Annotated in this window: 20 protein-coding genes; 12 read left to right on the forward strand and 8 right to left on the reverse strand. The window is 44.6% G+C overall.

Features of this window, described 5'->3' with window-relative positions; genetic code table 11:
* Positions 1-99: 99 nt before the first annotated feature.
* The 11 genes from MSG35_RS06715 (at position 100) to MSG35_RS06765 (ending at position 15,170) form a co-directional block, all read left to right on the forward strand.
* A complete protein-coding gene (locus MSG35_RS06715) occupies positions 100-1,476 on the forward strand; it encodes an O-antigen ligase family protein (protein ID WP_248383444.1) in 1,377 nt (458 codons plus the stop codon).
* 92 nt (positions 1,477-1,568) lie between these two features.
* Positions 1,569-2,354, forward strand: coding sequence for an acyltransferase (locus MSG35_RS06720; RefSeq protein WP_248383447.1), 786 nt, complete (start codon positions 1,569-1,571; stop codon positions 2,352-2,354).
* A complete protein-coding gene (locus MSG35_RS06725) occupies positions 2,347-3,465 on the forward strand; it encodes a glycosyltransferase (RefSeq protein WP_248383449.1) in 1,119 nt (372 codons plus the stop codon). Before MSG35_RS06720 ends, MSG35_RS06725 begins: the two co-directional genes overlap by 8 nt.
* Positions 3,462-4,886 (forward strand): Wzz/FepE/Etk N-terminal domain-containing protein, encoded by a 1,425-nt coding sequence (locus tag MSG35_RS06730; RefSeq protein ID WP_248383450.1) that lies wholly within the window; start codon positions 3,462-3,464, stop codon positions 4,884-4,886. Before MSG35_RS06725 ends, MSG35_RS06730 begins: the two co-directional genes overlap by 4 nt.
* A gap of 360 nt (positions 4,887-5,246) precedes the next feature.
* On the forward strand, positions 5,247-6,347 hold the full coding sequence (locus MSG35_RS06735) for a glycosyltransferase (protein ID WP_248383452.1): 1,101 nt from the start codon (positions 5,247-5,249) through the stop codon (positions 6,345-6,347).
* A complete protein-coding gene (locus MSG35_RS06740) occupies positions 6,344-7,531 on the forward strand; it encodes a glycosyltransferase family 2 protein (RefSeq protein WP_248383454.1) in 1,188 nt (395 codons plus the stop codon). The genes MSG35_RS06735 and MSG35_RS06740 overlap by 4 nt, the downstream gene beginning before the upstream one ends.
* Before the next feature lie 9 nt (positions 7,532-7,540).
* A complete protein-coding gene (locus MSG35_RS06745) occupies positions 7,541-8,200 on the forward strand; it encodes a sugar transferase (RefSeq protein WP_048615869.1) in 660 nt (219 codons plus the stop codon).
* 217 nt (positions 8,201-8,417) lie between these two features.
* Complete coding sequence (locus tag MSG35_RS06750; protein WP_059019786.1) at positions 8,418-9,296, forward strand: LysR family transcriptional regulator; 879 nt, start codon at positions 8,418-8,420, stop codon at positions 9,294-9,296.
* A 99-nt stretch (positions 9,297-9,395) separates the two neighbouring features.
* Entirely contained in the window at positions 9,396-10,529 is a 1,134-nt protein-coding gene (locus MSG35_RS06755; protein ID WP_248383456.1) for an efflux RND transporter periplasmic adaptor subunit, read from the forward strand.
* A gap of 10 nt (positions 10,530-10,539) precedes the next feature.
* Positions 10,540-13,659: an efflux RND transporter permease subunit gene (locus MSG35_RS06760; protein WP_248383902.1), complete on the forward strand. Its 3,120-nt coding sequence runs from the start codon at positions 10,540-10,542 to the stop codon at positions 13,657-13,659.
* Positions 13,660-13,661: 2 nt separating this feature from the next.
* Positions 13,662-15,170: an efflux transporter outer membrane subunit gene (locus MSG35_RS06765; RefSeq protein ID WP_248383457.1), complete on the forward strand. Its 1,509-nt coding sequence runs from the start codon at positions 13,662-13,664 to the stop codon at positions 15,168-15,170.
* Between the two features lie 116 nt (positions 15,171-15,286).
* Here the strand turns inward: MSG35_RS06765 and MSG35_RS06770 are convergent, their stop codons facing one another.
* Entirely contained in the window at positions 15,287-15,502 is a 216-nt protein-coding gene (locus tag MSG35_RS06770) for a DUF6434 domain-containing protein (RefSeq protein WP_017101670.1), read from the reverse strand.
* 34 nt (positions 15,503-15,536) lie between these two features.
* A complete protein-coding gene (locus MSG35_RS06775; RefSeq protein ID WP_122081539.1) occupies positions 15,537-15,869 on the reverse strand; it encodes a YnfA family protein in 333 nt (110 codons plus the stop codon).
* A gap of 204 nt (positions 15,870-16,073) precedes the next feature.
* Here MSG35_RS06775 and MSG35_RS06780 point away from each other — a divergent pair, with 204 nt between their 5' ends.
* Positions 16,074-16,397: a hypothetical protein gene (locus MSG35_RS06780; RefSeq protein WP_248383459.1), complete on the forward strand. Its 324-nt coding sequence runs from the start codon at positions 16,074-16,076 to the stop codon at positions 16,395-16,397.
* 33 nt (positions 16,398-16,430) lie between these two features.
* Here the strand turns inward: MSG35_RS06780 and MSG35_RS06785 are convergent, their stop codons facing one another.
* From MSG35_RS06785 to MSG35_RS06810, 6 genes are all read right to left on the reverse strand, one after another.
* Entirely contained in the window at positions 16,431-16,880 is a 450-nt protein-coding gene (locus MSG35_RS06785) for a DUF3291 domain-containing protein (RefSeq protein ID WP_017088441.1), read from the reverse strand.
* 44 nt (positions 16,881-16,924) lie between these two features.
* Complete coding sequence (locus MSG35_RS06790; RefSeq protein WP_248383461.1) at positions 16,925-17,383, reverse strand: GNAT family N-acetyltransferase; 459 nt, start codon at positions 17,381-17,383, stop codon at positions 16,925-16,927.
* 185 nt (positions 17,384-17,568) lie between these two features.
* Positions 17,569-18,084 carry a GNAT family N-acetyltransferase gene (locus MSG35_RS06795; protein ID WP_248383463.1) on the reverse strand — a complete coding sequence of 172 codons (516 nt, stop codon included), beginning with the start codon at positions 18,082-18,084 and terminating at the stop codon, positions 17,569-17,571.
* 99 nt (positions 18,085-18,183) lie between these two features.
* Positions 18,184-18,642 carry a GNAT family N-acetyltransferase gene (locus MSG35_RS06800; protein ID WP_248383465.1) on the reverse strand — a complete coding sequence of 153 codons (459 nt, stop codon included), beginning with the start codon at positions 18,640-18,642 and terminating at the stop codon, positions 18,184-18,186.
* Between the two features lie 90 nt (positions 18,643-18,732).
* Positions 18,733-19,014: a hypothetical protein gene (locus tag MSG35_RS06805; protein WP_061017995.1), complete on the reverse strand. Its 282-nt coding sequence runs from the start codon at positions 19,012-19,014 to the stop codon at positions 18,733-18,735.
* Between the two features lie 195 nt (positions 19,015-19,209).
* Positions 19,210-19,614, reverse strand: a complete 405-nt coding sequence (locus tag MSG35_RS06810) for a DUF1801 domain-containing protein (protein WP_248383467.1) — start codon at positions 19,612-19,614, stop codon at positions 19,210-19,212.
* Between the last annotated feature and the right edge of the window lie 30 nt (positions 19,615-19,644).

The following is a 19,644-nucleotide window of genomic DNA, read 5'->3' on the forward strand; positions in this document are numbered from 1 at the left end:
ACTGGCACTCACTTTGCAATCTTTAACATCAGGCGTAACTACGTCTTAAAAAGATTACGAGCCGAGTCATAAAGAGTTTATTTGCCAATAGAGGTCACAATGGTCAACCCTGAAGCCAATAGATTGCCAGTCATCATCACGATCAGCACCTTGTGTGCTGGGCTTGGTGTTGTTTGGTACTTTGTGCCTCACCCTGCTGTCATTGTGGCGCTCGCTCTTGTGCCATTAGCCGGGTTATTCGTGTTAAACAAGACATTCTGGTTAGTTCTATTGTTCGTTGTCTTTTCATTTTTCCGAATTCACGAAGCCGTACCTCAGCTCTATTCGTTAAAAATACCGCTGATGCTTTCACTAGGAGCACTGTCAGCTTTGCTCTGGCATGCATTAATTAGTAAAGAGCTTAAAATCTTCTGGCACCCTTGTTTAAATTGGCTCGCCATATTTTGGATATTGGTTTTCATTGGTATTATCTTCGCGTCCAACAGGCCAATAGCACTAGCAGAATTCAAGGGCGTTTATTGGAAAATTATCGTGATGACGCTTGCGATTACTTGGCTAGTAAACACCACGGAAAATCTCGCAAAAACCGCGATGACGATTATCTACGCTGGCGCTTTAGTCAGCTCTATTGCCGTGTACAACTCAGTAAATGGCATTGGGCTTGTTGAGGGCTCACGCGTGACTATTGGCCGCGACTTTGGCTCTATGTTAGGTGACCCGAACGACCTAGCACTTGTACTGATGTTTCCACTTGCCTTTACGATAAGCCAAGCCACTACGTCTGGCATCTCACGATCCAGACGTTTAATCAGTGCCTTAGTTTGTCTGTTACTGCTCGCCGCCATTATTGCCACTCAAAGCCGTGGTGGATTACTGGGTTGTATTGCGGTGATTGGTATTTTTGCGTGGAAGCTAGTGCGCTCTAAAGCCCTGTTAATCTCGGTAGGAACTGTCGCGGCCGTGGTGCTCTACTTGGTTGCAGGGATCTCAGACAGATCTTCTGGCGGTGCTGCTGAACAAGGCATCGATGAATCTGCAATGGGGCGAATCTATGCATGGGAAGCAGCAGTAAAAATGGCAGTTGAGAATCCTCTGACTGGCGTAGGGTTGAACAACTTCTTCTCGAACTACTTCTTTTATAGTTCACACTGGGACGGACTGAATCATGCCGTTCACAGTACCTGGTTTGGTGTGTTGGCAGAAACAGGCTTTATTGGTCTTATCATTTTTGTCTGCCTTATCGTTTCTTTGATCAAAACCTCTCGATCTACGTTAGCAAGATTAAAAAACTCAACCACAGAAATCCCACCTGAACTTAACGCGGTCGCCTATGCGATCTATGCAGGTCTTATTGGAACAATCGTGTCGGGTACATTTTTGACTCAAGGCTTCAACTGGCCGATTTATATCCTCGCAGCACTCACAGTTTGCGTCTCAAATGTATCTCAAACTGCCTGTCAAAATGAGAAAACCTAAAAGCCACATTTTAACCTATTGAAAGTATTATATTTATTAGATGGCACAATATATGAAAGTACTTCTATATAACAAAAAAGAGGATTTTCATTATGACGTCAGTATCTATACATCAATTCAAACATTGGCTTAAGTTTCATCCTAATTCTCGAATTAGAAATGTGTTTTTCATTTTGAAAAACATCAGAAGCGCAGAGCTACCTACCCCTCAAATACTCAATCGTTGCCTGTATCAAGCGCACAAGTTAGTGGTGAGTTTGGTTTCTGGCTTTACTCGATTCTTCTACTGGACACCCGCTTTCAAAGGTCGTGTGGCTCAATGTGGCAAGCGCCTGTATTTGTATGGTGGACTGCCTTTCGTCAGTGGTCCCGTGCAAATTTCGATTGGAGACAACTGCCGTATCTCTGGCCACACGACATTCTCTGGTTGTACTCAGCCACTTGAAGGCTTGGAACACCCATTATTGTCGATTGGTAACAACGTCGACATCGGTTGGCAGTCGACTATCGCTGTTGGAGGTAAAGTGGTTATCTCTGACAACGTACGAATCGCAGGCGGCGCTTTTCTATTTGGATACTCTGGACACCCGCTTGATGCAAAGCGCCGAGCGTTAGGTGAAGGCGATGACCCTCAGCAAATCGGCGACATCATTCTTGAACCCGATGTTTGGTTAGGCACGAATGTGACAGTTAAAGGTGGCGTAACCATCGGCGAAGGTGCCGTAATAGCCGCAGGCAGCGTAGTAACAAAGAATATCCCGGCCTTTGCAATCGCAGGCGGTAACCCAGCTCGAGTTGTTGGTCACATTAAACCCGTTGAAGTGACAGAATCCGATATGTTCGATTCGTTAGAGACTCATGGAGGTGACCATGCGTGATTTAATCGTATTTGGTGAAGACTTTGGTGGCCTACCTTCATCGACTCAACATTTAGTTCGTCACCTTGCTAAGCAACACAAAGTCTTATGGGTCAACTCTATTGGCTTAAGACAACCGAAGCTGTCCGCTAAAGATGCAAGCCGAGCGTTCAACAAATTGTTTGGCAAAACCAAAGCCGTTACTCAAAACATGCTCGACTCTGAGGGACACGACAACATTACTATCGTTAACTTAAAGACAATCCCTGCGCCTGCTTCTAAATTTTCTAGAAAGTTGGCTCAGCAAATGATGTTGCACCAACTAAAACCAGTGATTGCAGAGCTTAATCTTAACGCACCTATCCTCTGGACTTCTCTTCCGACCGCTGTTGATTTGTGCGGACACTTAGGCGAGTCATCTGTGGTTTATTACTGCGGTGATGATTTTAGCGCGCTGGCTGGTGTTGATCATGACACCGTTGCACAGCACGAATCGGAACTGATCGATAAATCGACGCTTATATTCGCGGCTAGCAAAAAATTGATGGATAACTTTCCAAAGCATAAAGCGCACTTGCTACCACATGGTGTCGACGTAAACCTGTTTTCAACACCCGCACCAAGAGCAAAAGATTTACCAAGCAACCACCGCCCTATTGCTGGTTTTTATGGCAGCCTTTCTAAATGGCTTGATTATGAAATGATTGATCATGTTGCGAATGCGATGCCGGAATGGGACTTTGTTTTCATTGGCCCAAACGAGCTTGATACGCTCATGCTACCTAAGTTGAGTAACGTACATTACCTTGGCCCACGTCCACACCACACGCTGCCAAGCTATTCTCAACACTGGGATGTGAGCTTGCTGCCGTTTGTTGATAACGAGCAGATCCGAGCTTGTAGCCCACTCAAACTAATGGAATACCTTGCGGCTGGCACACCCATTATCACAACACCGTTCCCTGCTTTGGTTCCATATCAAGAGCACGTAACGACTGTTGGTAGTGCGAACCAAATGATTTGGGCGCTTGATCATGCACGCCAACTCAGCAATTCACCTATCTCTGTCGTCGAACAAGAGAGCTGGCAAAACCGTGGTAACTTCGTACATTGGATGTTGGAGCTATTATGAATAATCTGAAATTGCGGTTATTAGTTATCATCAATGCGATGTGGCGCCAACGCTACGTTATCGTTCTGCCAATGCTTATTTTGCCATTTGTAGGCTTTGGTGTGAGCAAGTTGGCTCCAACTAAATATGACGCGCATACCAGTATGTTGATTCAAGAAACGGCCAAGATGAATCCATTCTTGGAAGACATCGCCGTTTCGACGATGCTCAAAGATCGACTGAACGCATTGAGAACACTGCTTCACAGTCGACATGTGCTTTACTCAGTCGCTGATGAACTGCAACTAACCACGCCAGATATGCCTGAAATTAAGAAACAAGAGATCATTACAGACCTGTCTCAGCGTTTATCGGTGACTCAGCTTGGAAAAGATTTTCTAAAGATAAGTCTAACGTCGAACACACCAAATGGAATGGAAGCGACGCTGCGCTCGGTAAGTGAACATTTCATTGAACAGTTGCTCGCGCCGGAACGTTCATCAATTGAAGACTCAAGTAACTTCTTAAAAATTCATATCGACAAACGGAGTGTGGAACTTGAAGAAGCGGAAGAAGCTTTAGCCTTGTACATGAACGAAAACGTCCAGTCGACACCTGAGGTACAAAGTCAAAGTTTGAATCGCTTAGCGTCACTCAAACAAACACTGGCAGAAAAAGAGGCTGAGTTATCGGGTGTCGAAAAAAGTTTAGGGTCAATCGACCAACAACTTTCACGAACCAACCCTGTGATAGGTAAATTAGAAGACCAGATCATCGACATTCGAAGCGATCTAACCTTGTTACAAGCAAAATACACAGATAAACACAGTGCTGTGCAAGCTAAAGTGCGTGAGCTAGACAGACTAGAGAATGAACGTAAGAGTTTACTCGAGGTAACCCAGCCAACGATGAACAGCGACCAGCTTTGGGACATTGCAAGTAGCGCGACACTAAACAAACTTTCTGATACCCAACCTCTTTTGGTCACTCAACTACATAGCCTACAACTGGTTCGTGCTCGCTTTGAGTCTTTAACAGAAGAGACCAAAAGCCTTCGTACTATGATTTTCGAACTAGAGCACAAGGCCAATAACTTCGGTGAAAATGCAAAAGAGATGTACCGTCTTAAACGACAAGTTGAGATTAAGCGCCAACTTTATGATGAACTGACAGAACGTTATGAAATGGCTCAGCTAACGGGTTCGCTTGGTGTATTCGAGCAAAACAAACGTGTGAAGATTATTGATTTGCCTTTCACACCGAGTATCAAATCTAACATGCCGACTTTTGTCTTTATTCTGGCTGGATTCGTTGCAGGTATCGGATTGGGTGTTGGCTTAGCTGTGTTGTTTGAACTGTTTGACTCTTCAATCAAACGTAAAGACGAAATCGAAGAGATCTTAGGCGTCCCGGTGATTACGGTGATCCCTAAAATGAGCTAGTCAGCCTCAAAGCCATAATTTGACTTGCTAGCTTCTTAGCTTTCTAGTTTCGTGATTCCTAGAGCAAAACGCCAACACTCGCTTGGCGTTGTGTTTGTTTAAGGCCCCAATTATTAATCCCACTTTCGATTTACCCAAGCCCTATGATTCAAACTGCCATTCAATCGTATTTTGTTTTGATTCCCATTTTGAGAAATGAAAACCGCCCTAGAACAAAACGACGTAAACAGCTGAAAAATAATGACTATTTAATTGGCACAACTCCTGCAATCTCCTTGTGTAGATAAACGTTTTAAAGAAGTTACTTTAAAAGAAACGTCAGAAAGGCGAAATAAGAATTACAAAGGCAGGGTCCGAATTATGAATACGCATTTAACGAAACATGGCAAAAAGATCATACACGTTGTTCAGCACCTTGCACCGGGTGGATTAGAAACCCTAACTCTGGATTTGCTGCGCCTTGCTAAACCAACAGACCAAGTGTTGATTGTCAGTTTAGAGGGTACAAAACAAGAGTCTATAAACAACTGGCCGAAGCTAGAGCCATACAAAGAGCAAATCGTCTTTTTGGATAAAGCACCAGGCGTACAATTCAATATCATTATTAAGCTAATTAAAGCCTTCAATGCGATTCGCCCTGATGTGGTTCATACCCATCATATTGGCCCACTATTATACGCTGGTTATGCCGCTCGCGTAACAGGGGTTCCAACTCGAATCCATACCGAACATGACGCTTGGCATCTGAACAACAACAAACGTCGTCGATTACAAGCGCTTGCTTTAAAAGCTGCTCAACCAACGTTAGTTGCCGACGCGACACGTGTTTATAACCAACTACGCACTGCTTTTTCTTATGAGAACATCATTACCATCAAAAATGGCGTCGATTGTGAGAAGTTTAAGCCAATGTCGAAAGACCAAGCGAGAGCAAGCCTAAACCTGCCGACAGACAAACACATCATCGGTTGTGCAGGTCGACTAGAACATGTCAAAGGCCAAGACCAACTTATTAAAGCACTGACTCTTTTACCTGAAAACATGGTTGTCGTATTGGCTGGCGTCGGTACTAAACGCAATCAACTAGAGCAACTGACTAGCCGCTTGAATCTGAATGACCGAGTGATCTTTCTTGGCCTAGTTGAAGACATGACCACGTTTTACGGAGCGTTGGATACCTTCTGCCTACCTTCACGCCATGAAGGTCTGCCGCTTTCTACACTCGAAGCTCAAGCATGCAATATCCCAACCGTCGCAATGGACGTTGGCGCTGTCGATGAAACCTTGTGCCCAATCAGCGGAACGCTCGTTAAAAAAGGCAGCATTACAGGGTTAGCCAATGCCTTGTTAGAGACTCAAAATGAACGCTTTTTATCACCTCGACGTTACGTTCTTGAGAACTTCGACATCATCAAAATGGTTTCGTCTTACAACGATATCTCGGAAGGAGCTTACGCATGATCGATTGGTTACTTGCGGGACTTTGTTTGTTTTCAGGTGCGTTGATTGTCTATCATCACGCAGCCTACCCTTTGTTACTGCGTTGGTATGCTAAAAGCCACCCAGCACGTCAAGTTGAAGAGAGTCATCGTTGTTACAAAGAGGAGCAGCAAGATTGTACGTTGCCGACTATTACCGTTCTTGTTCCTGCATTTAACGAAGAACAGTGGATCGCAGACAAGATTCGTAACCTTGCTTCACTCGATTACCCAAAAAAGAAGCTACAAGTGATTATTGCTTGTGATGGTTGTACCGATAACACAGTCGCCATTGCACAAATGACTATACAAGAAGCGATGTGTAGTGATGTCTATTTTGAGATACATGACCATGAAGTAAACCGAGGTAAAGTCGCGGTTGTTAATGAAGAAGTGACACGTATAACTAGTGATATCACAGCGATGAGTGATGTTTCTGCCCTTATTTCATTGGATGCGTTGCTTATAGCCGCCGCTCATTTTGAAAGTGACAAGGTTGGAGTGGTAAACGCAACCTATCAACTTTGTCCAACAGGCAATGAAGGCGAAAACACGTATTGGCAGTACCAAACCGCGGTTAAAGAGTCAGAGGCTTCGTTAGGTTCTAGCTTGGGCTCTCATGGCGCTTTCTACTTGTTTAGAACAAACCTGTTTGAACTACTTCCACTCAACACTATTAATGATGATTTCATTTTACCAATGCAAATCGTTAAACAAGGTTACATCGCAGAATACGAAACCCAAATGGTGGCATTAGAGCTAGAAGAATCGAACCTAGAAACAGACTTCAAAAGAAGGCTTCGTATCTCAGCGGGCAACATGCAACAAGCGATTCGATTATTTGGCTTGTTCAGCCCGAAGTTCAAAGGCATCGCGTTTGCGTTCTTCTCAGGAAAAGGACTTCGCCTGATCACGCCCTATTTAATGATTGTGTGCTTAGTGTGCTCAATCTTACTTAGAAACTACTTGGTATTTGAAGCGCTGTTATGGGCTCAAGTTGCCGTTTATACCATTGGCGTCCTTGGCTGCATCTTGCCAAAGCGTCTAGTAAACAAACCTATTTCATTAATCTCTTATTTGATAGTTGGACACTATGCCAACTTCATTGGTGGCATTCGTTACCTAATCGGACTAGAAAACTCACCTTGGACACGAGCGAATCATTAAGGACTTATTATGATTAACATTGAACAGCTATCTACCCAAAACCTATACCAATACAAAATCTCACGTGCTAAACGTACTTTCGATTTCGTAAGCTCACTGATTGCTTTGATTTTGCTAGCGCCCGTATTTCCGTTGATTGCGATGGCGATTGCACTCACTTCTCGTGGCCCTATTTTCTACCGTCAAATGCGTGTTGGTAAATCGACACCGGAGAAAATGGAAATCTTTGAGATCATGAAATTCCGTAGCATGTACGAAGATGCAGAAACTCGCTCTGGTGCAGTTTGGGCTACCGCGAATGACCCACGAATCACGCCCGTTGGCCGCTTTTTGAGAAAGACACGTCTTGATGAGCTACCACAACTGATCAATGTATTGAAAGGTGAAATGTCTCTAATTGGCCCACGCCCTGAACGCCCTACTTTTTACACCAAACTAGAGAACGAAATCCCTTACTTCGCAGACCGTACTTACGGTGTAATGCCTGGTATTACGGGGCTTGCACAAGTGAATCAAGGTTACGACACCTGCATTGATGACGTACGTCGTAAAGTGGGTTTTGACCACAGTTATGCACTGAGCCTATGTTCTGTTAAGTCTTGGATTGCCGCTGATCTCAGCATCATTTCTAAAACCATCATCGTAATGGTAGATGGTCGAGGTCGCTAAACCAGTATGGTCTAAGGTGAAAGAACAAGCTGCTTAGTCCAAGGTGGTAAATAGAGCAGTCTTGTCCGATGTGAACACCAAGCCAGCTTTGATAATGATTTATCGGCTGGCTTTTTACTGCCTCAAAACAAGCCAACCTAAAGAACGCTTCGATTTTAAAATCCAATTGGTATACGATGCCAACATACTGTTCTAAAAACGATTAAATGCCGTTGTTATGAAAATCGAAGATCTTAAGCTGTTTACCACCGTTGTCGAACTGGGTAGTTTTACTGCCGCTGCAAATGCACTTGACCTTCCCCGCGCTAATGTTAGCCGCAGAATAAACGACCTTGAGAAGTCTCTGGGTATTCAACTGTTCTTTAGAACCACGCGCAGCCTTTCCTTAACGAAATCTGGTGAGCTTTATTATAAAGAGCTCCTCAATGCGTTAAGTGCACTCGACAAAGCGAACCATATCGCCTCCAACCTATCAGAAGTTGCACACGGGCAAGTTAAGATTGGGCTGCTGCCAGAAACCAGCGACATCATGCAATCGACGTTGTTTAAATTCCAAGATATGTACCCAAAGATCGAGCTTGATATTCGTACGGTCAGTAATGGTTTTGTCGATATGTACCGACAAGGGTTAGATCTGGCGATGCACGGTGGTACGTTGAGTGATGCTAATGTAGTGGCGCGCAAAGTTATGACTTTACAGCGTGTTTTTGTCGCCAGCCCTGAGTTTCTAGAGAAAGAAGGCACGCCTTCAAGCTTAAGAGAAATCACCAACTACCCCTTTGTGTGCTTTCGATGGCCAAGTGGTGACATCGACAAGCAATGGGACATCAAAGACCACATCATCAAGGTCGAACCTTCGGTGGTGAGTGACAGTATCGGCTTCGTGACCGGTGGTGCGACACGTCACAGAGGCATCGCACTACTGCCGGAACTCTTGGTACGACAACAACTCAAAGACGGAACCTTGATTAACCTGTTCCCTGACCAGAACCTTCAACAAGAAGAAGCATGGCTACTCTACCCGCAACGCAAAGCGCTGAGTCATTCTGCTCAACTTTTGATTGATTTTCTATTACAAGAACTTCCAAATCTTTAGTTATTGTAACGAATATCATGACAGTGTTTCGCGAATAGACTAGATTATCTAAACAAAACTGAAAGATAGAATTGCTCCATAAATTGACAGGAGTAATCCATGAAGCCTATATCTCAACATTCATCTGTTTTGCAGCGTTCGTCTATCTTTCAACAGACACCTATCTTCAAATACACAGTCATTGCACTAAGCTTAACTGCGCTGTTTGGCTGTAATGACTCTGAGGCGACGACAGCTCAAAAACAAACGCGTCCGATTCAAGTTATTCAACTTGAGCCTCTCTCTCATCAAGTTGAAAAATCGTTCACGGGCAAATTACAGTCATCAGAAACGGCTGGCGTCGCGTTTCGTGTGCCTGGCACCATTCAAAACATGATGGTCTCTGTTGGCGATACAGTTAAGAAAGGCCAACCATTGGCACAACTAGACCCGCACGATTACCAAGTGGCGTTGGAAGAGTTGCAAGCTCGTTCTCTTGAAGCAAAATCCGCACACAAGCTAGCTAAAACTGAACTTGCTCGAGTGAAACAAGCCATTGCCGACAACGCGATTGCTGATGTTAATCTGGACCGTGCAATCAGTGGCTATGAAAGAAGTGAAGCGGCGGTTAAAGTGGTTGAGCAAAACATACGCCGCGCAAAAGATTCGATTCGTTATACCCAACTGCTTGCACCATTTGACGGCGTGGTCGCGGCGTCTAACTTCGATCAGTTTGAACAAGTCCTGCCGGGCATTTCAGTTTTCACCATCCACAACCCTGATCAGCTTGAAGTTAAAATCCAAGTCCCAGAAAACTTGATTCATGAATTCCAACCAAATCAAACCGCTGGTATCAACTGGTATGGCTCAGAGGAAAAACTGATTGGGCACGCCACTGAAATTGCCACATCCCCTCACCCTATTAAGCAGACCTACGCGGTGACTTACCATGTAGAGTCAGCCGACAAATCTGTGTTACCGGGTAAAGCCGTCACACTTACAACTCAACTTGGCGAACCAACCGATAATTTCTGCTTACCGTATTCAGCGATCGTCAACCAATCGGGTATCGAGCAAGTATTCACCGTTCAAAACGAGCAAGCGCACGGCGTGACTGTGGACGTGGTTTCGATGTCTCAAAATACCGTGTGTGTTGAATCTACGCTTAGCGATGGCGACTTCGTTGTGGTGAGTGGTGCTCAGTACGTCATGGAAGGCCAACACTTCTCCGATATTCAAGTTAAGAGTCTGTAGGTAAATCATGATGAATCTAGCTGATTTTGCGATCAAACAACGCACCTTCATTTTGTTTTTCACTGCATTGAGTGTTATCGCGGGCCTGTTTTCTTACTTTGATCTTGGCAAGCTCGAAGATCCAAGTTTCACCATTAAAACGGCCGTTGTAGTGACACTCTACCCCGGCGCTTCTGCAGAAGAAGTGGAGCAACAAGTCACCGATACCGTTGAAACTAAACTGCAAGAGATGGGGTCATTGAACCGACTGCGTTCACTGTCTCGTCCGGGCATGTCGATGGTGTTTGTTGACCTTAAAGAGTCTCTTAATTCAAAAGCACTACCACAAGAGTGGGACTTGTTGCGTCGTAAAGTGTCAGACATGAAGCTGTTACTGCCTTCGACGGCGCAAATCAGTGTCGTGCAGGATGAGTTTTCTGAAGTCTACGGCATGCTTTTCTCTATCCACAGTAAGGATGCTTCGCCTGCTGAGCTAAGACGTTACGCCGAAGAACTTCAACGTAGAATTAAAACCGTCGATGGCATTAAAAAGATTGAGTTACACGGTGTTCAGCCACGTGTTGTTCATATCGATATTCCAGATGAAAGGTTGGCGCAATACGGTTTATCTATCACACAAGTTTGGTCACAGCTTAATACTCAGAACATGACCTTTGATGCGGGCAAATTTTCAGCGGGCACTGAACGTATTCGCGTTCAACAGTCGAGCGAGTTTGGTTCATTAGACGACATCAAAAACCTGATGATTAAAGGCGGCGTGAGTGAATTCGGAACCAGCTTAATCCGTTTGGGCGATATCGCAGACATCACCATGGGCTACCAAGAGCCAATGATGACCGAGAACCGTTACAACGGCGTACCTGCGGTCACGCTAGCGATGAGCCCAGTGACCGGCGTTAACGTGGTATCGCTTGGCGATGAAATCAATCAGATCGTCAGCGATTTCCAAGCAACTCTGCCGTTAGGCGTCGATATCTCTACGGTAGCAAACCAGCCTGAAGAAGTTCAGAAATCGATCGATAACTTCGTACAAAACTTGCTAGAAAGTGTCGCGATTGTGTTCATCGTCCTATCGATATTCATGGGACTAAAAAGCGCTACCATCGTCGGCTCAAGCTTACTGCTGACTATCTTGCTGACGCTTATCTACATGAACATCGCGTCAATTGATTTACACCGAGTTTCACTAGGTACGTTCATTCTTGCGCTCGGCATGTTGGTAGATAACGCGATTGTCATCACCGATATGATGATTGTGAAAATCAACAAAGGCGTCGACCGCACCAAAGCCGCAATTGATTCTGTTAAAGAGACAGCAACACCACTCTTTGGCGCTACAGTTATTGCTATCATGGGTGCAAGCCCTGTTATCTTTTCAAAAACCGATGCGGCTGAGTTCGCAAGCTCGGTATTCCTTATCATCGCCTCTTCACTGTTATTATCTTGGTTCGTCGCGATGACCTTCACAGCCTTGATGTGTTGGTTCTTTATCAAGCCAAGCAAACAAGCTGACAACACCAAAGTGAGCTTATACCGTAAGAGCGTAAACTGGACGGTAGATAACCCACTCAAAGCACTGACGGGGCTTATTCCGTTGATATTAGTGACGGCATTGGCTGTGCCGAGCATCGCGGTTAACTTCATTCCACAAGCCGACAGGCCCATCCTGTTTCTAGATTACTGGCTACCGAATGGTGCTAAGGTTGAACAAACCTCAGAGGACATGAAGCGCATCGAACAGTGGTTGTTAGAACAGCCGGAAGTCGACAGTATCTCAACATACGTTGGCGCGGGTGCTCCTCGCTTCTCAGTAACTATTGAACCAGAACCGTTTGACCCTGCTTATGGTCAGATATTGATTAACGCTACCGATTTCCCGTCACTCAGCCCGCTGATTGCGCGTGGTGACAAATGGTTAATGGAAGAGTTTCCAAACGCCGATCCTCGTTTTAGAAGCTTAAAGCTGGCGACTGCCGATAAATTCAGTGTTGAAGCACGTTTCTCCGGCCCAGATGTCGAGGTGCTTCACGGCTTATCAGAGCAAGCGAAAGCGATCTTTGCTCGTCATCCAGACACCAAATACGTGCGTGACGACTGGCGACAAAAGAGCAAGGTTCTAGAACCTGTCATCAACCAAGACAAGATGCGTCTAGCCGGTATTAACCGTGCCGACATTGCATTCGCGATGAAACGTGCGTCAGAAGGCATGCCACTGGGTCGTATGAACTTGAATGATGAGCTAATCACGATTCAACTGCGTGGCACAGAAAGCTCAATTCAGTCGCTAGAAACTCTGCCGGTTCGCTCTCTGTTAGGCATTCACAGCGTTCCACTAGGTCAAGTCATTGATGGCTTTGAGCTGACCAGTGAAGAGACCATGATTTGGCGTCGTGACCGCGTAAAAACCATCACTGCACAAGCTGGCGTTGGTCGTTACACCACTCCTGCAGCGGTAAGAAACTCGGTTAAAGAACAAATTGAATCCATCCACCTTCCCCATGGTTACCACTTGGAATGGGGCGGCGAATATTACGACGAGCACAAAGCCGTCAGCGATATTCTTAAGCAGCTACCTAAAGCAATGCTGTTGATGGTGATTATCTTAGTGGCGATGTTTAACGGCTTCAAACAGCCAGTGATCATCTTTACCACCCTACCGCTTGCGGCGACGGGTGCAACATTCAGCTTATTGCTGTTGGATAAACCATTCGGATTCATGGCATTGATTGGCGCGGTAACCTTGACCGGTATGATCATCAAAAACGGCATTGTATTGATGGACCAAATCGAGCTTGAACGTAAAAACGGTCGCTCACTGTCTGATGCAATCAAAGAAGCAACCGTGAACCGTACAATGGCGATCTCTATGGGCGCACTCACTACTGCACTTGGCATGATCCCGCTGCTTAGTGACCTGCTGTTTGACCAGATGGCGGCAACCATTATCGGTGGTTTGGCTGCGGCAACTGTGTTGTCTCTGTTTGTAATGCCTGCGCTGTACAAGCTTTTCTATCGAACTGAAGAGAAAAAGACAGTGGCTGAAGCCATTAAAGACGCAGTGATCGTGCTTGATGCAACACCTCAGTCTACAAACAGCGGCACTCCAACCTCATTCAACAAGGAGCAATAAACATGTATCCATTAACGAAGTTTAAAGTGGCTCCTATTGCTCTCGCCTTGTTGCTGACAGGTTGTGCGGTTGGCCCCGATTACGAAGAACCTCAAACCACCATGGCTGAGACCTTCTTATATAGCCAAGGTGATGTAAACCAAGACGGCGTGAGCCAAAACGAGCAGCACAATCATTGGTGGACACAGTTCAATGACCCGACGCTCAATCAGTTAGTGGCCGATGTTCAAAACCAGAACATCCCACTTAAACTGGCCGCGGAGCGAATCAACATGGCGAACTCATATAAGAGCGTTGTGGAGTCATTCAAAGTTCCGACCATCAATGTCGGTGGCGGTTATTACAACTACCAATTGAGCGAGAACGACTCCCTACTCGGCCCGGTATTTGGCGCCTCTGATGCGGTTGAATCAGCAACGGGGATGTCGCTGCTGGAAGCACAACACGATGGTGGGTTCTTAGGTGCGAGCATCGCGTGGGAAATGGACTTGTTTGGACGTATCGATAAGCAATCCAACGCAGCAACAATTCGAGTGGAACAAGCTGAGATCTTTCAATCGGGTTTGAACACCTTGATCACCGCCGATGTTATTCACAACTACCTGCAATATCGGGGCGCGCAAGAGCGAAAAGCGATCGCACTAGAGAACATTGCCGACCAAAAACAGACTTTAGAATTGGTCACTAAAGTTGTTCGCAGCGGCTACGGCTCTGAGTTAGATCTTGCTCAAGCCAAAGCCATGCTTGCCGCGACTGAATCGATTGTTCCTCAACTTGAAATCGCAGAGCAAGTACACAAACAACGCATGGCAGTGTTGTTAGGTGAATCACTTACGAACGTAAACCAACGTTTAGCGGGTGAATTTACCTTGCCGCGAATGAACGATGTGATTCCGACAGGCTTACCTTCTGACTTGTTAGAACAACGCCCAGACATCCGAATTGCAGAGCGTGAAATGGCAGCCATTAACGAAGAACTCGGTGCAAGCATTGCCAATCGCTATCCAAAATTCTTCCTAACGGGCTCACCAGGTGTGACGGCGGGAAGTTTTGATGACCTATTCAGTAGCGACTCATTCGGTTGGGCGGCATCTGCAGGCATCAGTTGGAATGTGTTCGATGGTGGCCGAGGTGAAGCCATGGTTGAAATGAACGAAGCAAGGTTCCGTTCTGCAGCACTTAACTACCAACACTCGGTAGACAGCGCCTTTGCAGAAGTCGATTCAAGCTTGTTTGCCTATGGCCGTAGCCAAGAGAACCAAAGGCGCATCGACGAAGCCACCCTCGCCGTCGATAACGCAGTGAGCAAGGCAAAGTCACTCTATAAAGCGGGCCTAGTCGATTACTTATCGGTGTTAGACGCACAAAGGCAACAGAAAGCGATGCAAGATCGTCAAGTAGCCGCCAAGCTTCAAACAGCCAACACCACGATTGCGGTATATAAAGCGTTAGGTGGCGATTGGAAAGTCGCTAATGAAACGCAGACTGTTGAATTAGCTCACGTTAACTAGACTCTTTGTTCTCTGCTGAATAATGCAATAAGCATAATAAAAATACCGCCGTTGATTACGGCGGTATTTTTATAAACTGGTTAGCTAGTAGATGAGTTTACCAACAAGATAATCCATTACTTTATATCGTTACGCTTCGCCCACTCTTGTAAGGCATCACCCATAGTCAATCCTGTCGCATTGTTCATCCACTGCATAAAATCACGGTCAAATTTAAACTCTTCGCCAAGCTTGGACTTAAAATATCGACGCACGTTCTGAGTCGTTTTGTAGCTGTCCGTTATGACGGTACTGTCATCAATCTGATTCTTGTGCCAATCAACCTTTTCCATGGTTTATTCTCTTCCTGTCATCTCAATGCACGCACTACGCGTTTCGAGGGCCAAACATAATAATCGCCATACCGAGTAGTGCAACTGAGCCACCGACCAGATCCCACGTTGTCGGCTTCTCGCCATCAACAAGCCACAGCCATATTAGGGCAACAGAAATATACACACCGCCATAGGCCGCATAAACACGCCCTGTCGCGGTAGGATGAAGCGTCAATAACCAAGCAAACAACGCGAGACTTATCGCAGCAGGAATCAATAACCAAATGCTCTTGTCTTCTCTCAACCAAAGATAAGGTAGATAACACCCTACAATCTCGGCGACCGCCGTAAGTACAAAAAGACCGATCGTTTTAAATTCAATCACAACTTACCTTTATCTGTTTAAAAGCAGAATACACTGTTAATACTTAAGCTTTGTTAGTACATTAGCTCTGTTAACGCCTAACCCCGTCACCACTTAACTCCAGCAGACCAAGCCTTCACTAAACGCATGTTCAGTATTTATTGATATTTCCTGAGCTTATCTGTTTGATAAACTTGTCTCATTCACTACAAGAGTGAGCGAAAAATGATTCATATATCTCAAGTACTAACGTTAGTCGAAAAGCAGCTTAAGTGCTTACAACCTAAAGAAGCCGTGCACTTTAAAACGTACAAAAGAGACCGTGGCTTTCTGCTTTATTGCTTCGGTGACTCACAGTTTCAGATCATTGAAACGGGTTACCACAATCATACATTTACTGGTGATGTAGCAAGCACTCGAAAACACGTTAAGAAAGTATTGAAACGAGAGTTTCCTAGAAGCAATAAGGTTTGGGTTGAATACTATCAAGCTGTCGATGACCCATCCAACGTCAACAGTTCCCACACACCACAGATGCCCCTATTTTAGTTTCAATGGAACATAACGCTGATTGGACGAACGCTATTTTGGCGCTTCTGACTCTGTAAAATTGGTTTTAAAAGTGAAAGCATACGGCGTATCACCGATTTCTCTGAGGTGTTCAAGTCGCTCTATCGCTTCTTCGAGTGTGGGAATATGGTCTTCTTCGATCCACCAAAGAACATAAGTATCTTCAGGTAAACGATGAAACCAATCCCCCTTTCGGCGCATGAAATCACGGTGATGTGTGCGGAACATAAAGTTCTTTAATGAATCCACAGAGTCCCACACCGACATGTTCACAATCATATTAGGATCCTCGAAAGCTTGGATGTTGGTGGCGTCACCAGATTCATCTTTCAGACGCCAAACAAACCCTTCACTGCTTTCTGCGATTCCATTAACCAACTCTAAGTTATCAACAAACTCTTTGATTTCTGGCGCATCTAACGGGTATTTTGCCAGAGCGATATTTAACTGAGCTAATTTCATAACGTTTCTTCCTTGATAAATTATGAGTAATAAGCGACGTTTTTCTAGGCGTTCTTACTCAAGTAAACCCTAACAAATCCAAACTCTTCGTCGGTTTCTTCCCTATCAATCGACCAACCATTTTTCAGATAAAACTGAATCGCTTGATCATTACCTTTGAATGTTTCAAGACGATAATGTTCATGACCCAATGTGCTCATCTCGTTCTCAACATACTTGAGAAGAGTCGCACCAAAACCAGAACGTTGAATGTTCGGGGAAACCATTAAGATATGTACGAAGTCATTTTCAAACGCACAATAACCTTGAATCTGATTATTTGATTCAAGCACGACACAATTTGAGAGTTGTTTCTCAACTTCTTTATCAGACTCACCACTGTTGATGAACCAATCCACGCCTTCATCGCCCAAAAACGAACGGTAACACGCATTGATTGTGTCTCTCGCTAGCTCTTGGATTGACGCTAAATCAGATGCTTGGGCTTTTCTAATATTTTCCATATAACCTTCTTGTTCTCGCGAATAACGCTTCACTCAATAGTGAGAAGTACGACTACTTTACCTAAAAGTTTGTGCTGTAAACACTAAAGTTGAATCAAACTGGTGATATTAAGAATTGGGGATGAATGTAAAACGCAGTTATGGCTTGAGTTAGGGATTAGAAATTAAGCACTGAGAGTTAAGAGTTAAGAGTTAAGACGATAAAGCTTATATTCATAGAAAACCACGGGACTTTCATCAGAGGCTTGCTCAACAAAACCTAGCTTCTTAAGTAAGTGTGCGGAGGCGATGTTTGAACGATCGACACCGCCAATCAGTGTTAACCATGACTCCGTTTTTGCGACTTCTGTGATGAAACTCTGCAATAACTCACTTGCTAAACCTTTGCCCCAGAACTCTTCTGCAAGCAAGGAGCCAATATGAGCATCACTTTCGTCTTCTACATAAGCGAACAGAAAACCAATCAATTGATTATCGTTGTATTTCACTTGAAGTAAGCGGCTCTCCGACAACATTCGATCGAGCCAAATTTCAGCCAGTTCACGTGACACAATACCGTGAAAGTATGGTGGAAGGTTTTCAACAACTGATGGGGTTAGAATGCCAGGCACTCGCTCAAGTAGAGCCGAACGTTCAGGAACAGTAAGCTCACCTGGAACTTCTTCTACTTTTAGTCTTTGAGTTTCAAACGAGATCGCCATGTATCCTGCCTAATTCGATAACATGTGGATTATACACCTGAGTTCTCGTATTGGCTTCGTTTCCAAACCAACACAGCTTGTTGTAAGTAAAACTGACACCTAGAAGTAATCTGGTATTCGTCCATCAAACTCAGAAGAGTCGTTCGAAATATACATACAATCAGAGCCTACTATGCTCACAAACCCAAGCCTATTATAAAATTCATGCTCGATGTCGCTGTGCAGGTACAAAGCCTTACAAGTATGACGAGTGAATAACTCCGTTTTTACCAAGTTGATCAATTCAGACGCATAGCCTTGGTGTCGTAATTCTTGAGGGGTAGCCACAGAGCCAATACCGAAACATCCCTTAGCAAGACCAAACATGTCACGGTAAACGATAAGAGACGACACGACTCTATCCTTCTCGACTAACACATACCAAGTACCAGATAAGTACTTTTTACTTTTGCGACAACCTGTTAAGTAATTGTCTAACGTCAATCCATCACCCCAAACATCGAAGCCCATTGTATAAATGGTATCTAGCTCATGAAGCTGTGCTTTTCTTAAGTGCATTACTCTAAATATCCTGAATTAACTAACCCATGTAATGACACATTACCTAGACAACGACGGCCACTCATAAACTTACAGATACGAGGCAAACTAAAGAACAGCCACGCCTTCAACTTCAATCACTGAGTTCACATTTGCTCGCTCGATTATCTTGAGTAACGTCGTTTGGATTAGCTCATTATCTCGGATTTCGGTTTCACAAGAAAAACGCTCTTCTTGGACACCGTCGCCCTCGCCCAACATAAATTGAACTGCGACTTCCGTTGCGAGATCTTTGGTCGTCCCGTAATACGCTAACGTGATTTTTGGGTATCCGTGGTCGCCTTTCTTAACCTGCTTTGCGATACGTTTCTTGGCTTTATCTAAATTCATACAACTTCCTTTTAAGTCTGAAAATACAAGGTGACTAGAACACCTTTTTAAACGGTAAGCAATACAATCAGCGTTGGTTACCGAGTTTCCCTAGCCTCTTGATACTAATCAAGATGGTACAGTCATAGCACTTTAAAGAGTGATAGCTAGAACACAGAAAACCTGTTTAAGAAATATAATGACAACACATAAGAATTACGCGCCAAGAAACGGAAGATGTTTTCGTTGTTGATAAGTTAAGGCCAGCTCTAAGCACTGCTTGATTGGTGCCTTGGGAAGTGGTTCTGTTAGGTTCAAGACGATTGCCCGATTGCCTTGAAATGCCAATGTACCATCGTGCAATTCTCTGAATGTGTCGATTAGCTTTGTTTGACAGTTAAAGAACAAGTAATAGTTGTTTGGCGATTTTAATTTCCAGTCAATTCGGATTGGGCTGCCCGTCTTAACGCTGTAACTCGGCTCGCCCCATTTCAGAGACTCTTCGACTTCACCTAATTCCAAATCAGATGAAAGCTCAAAGATTAATGAACGCAATTCGTCAAGCCGAGCTCGAACATCATCGGGATACTCGTCGAAATGTGTTTTGATTGCTCTGTCCATTCAATCTCCGATTCATTTGTTGTGATATTA

Origin of the sequence: Vibrio sp. 1CM23M (genome assembly GCF_023161755.1) — a bacterium.
Classification (GTDB): domain Bacteria; phylum Pseudomonadota; class Gammaproteobacteria; order Enterobacterales; family Vibrionaceae; genus Vibrio; species Vibrio coralliirubri.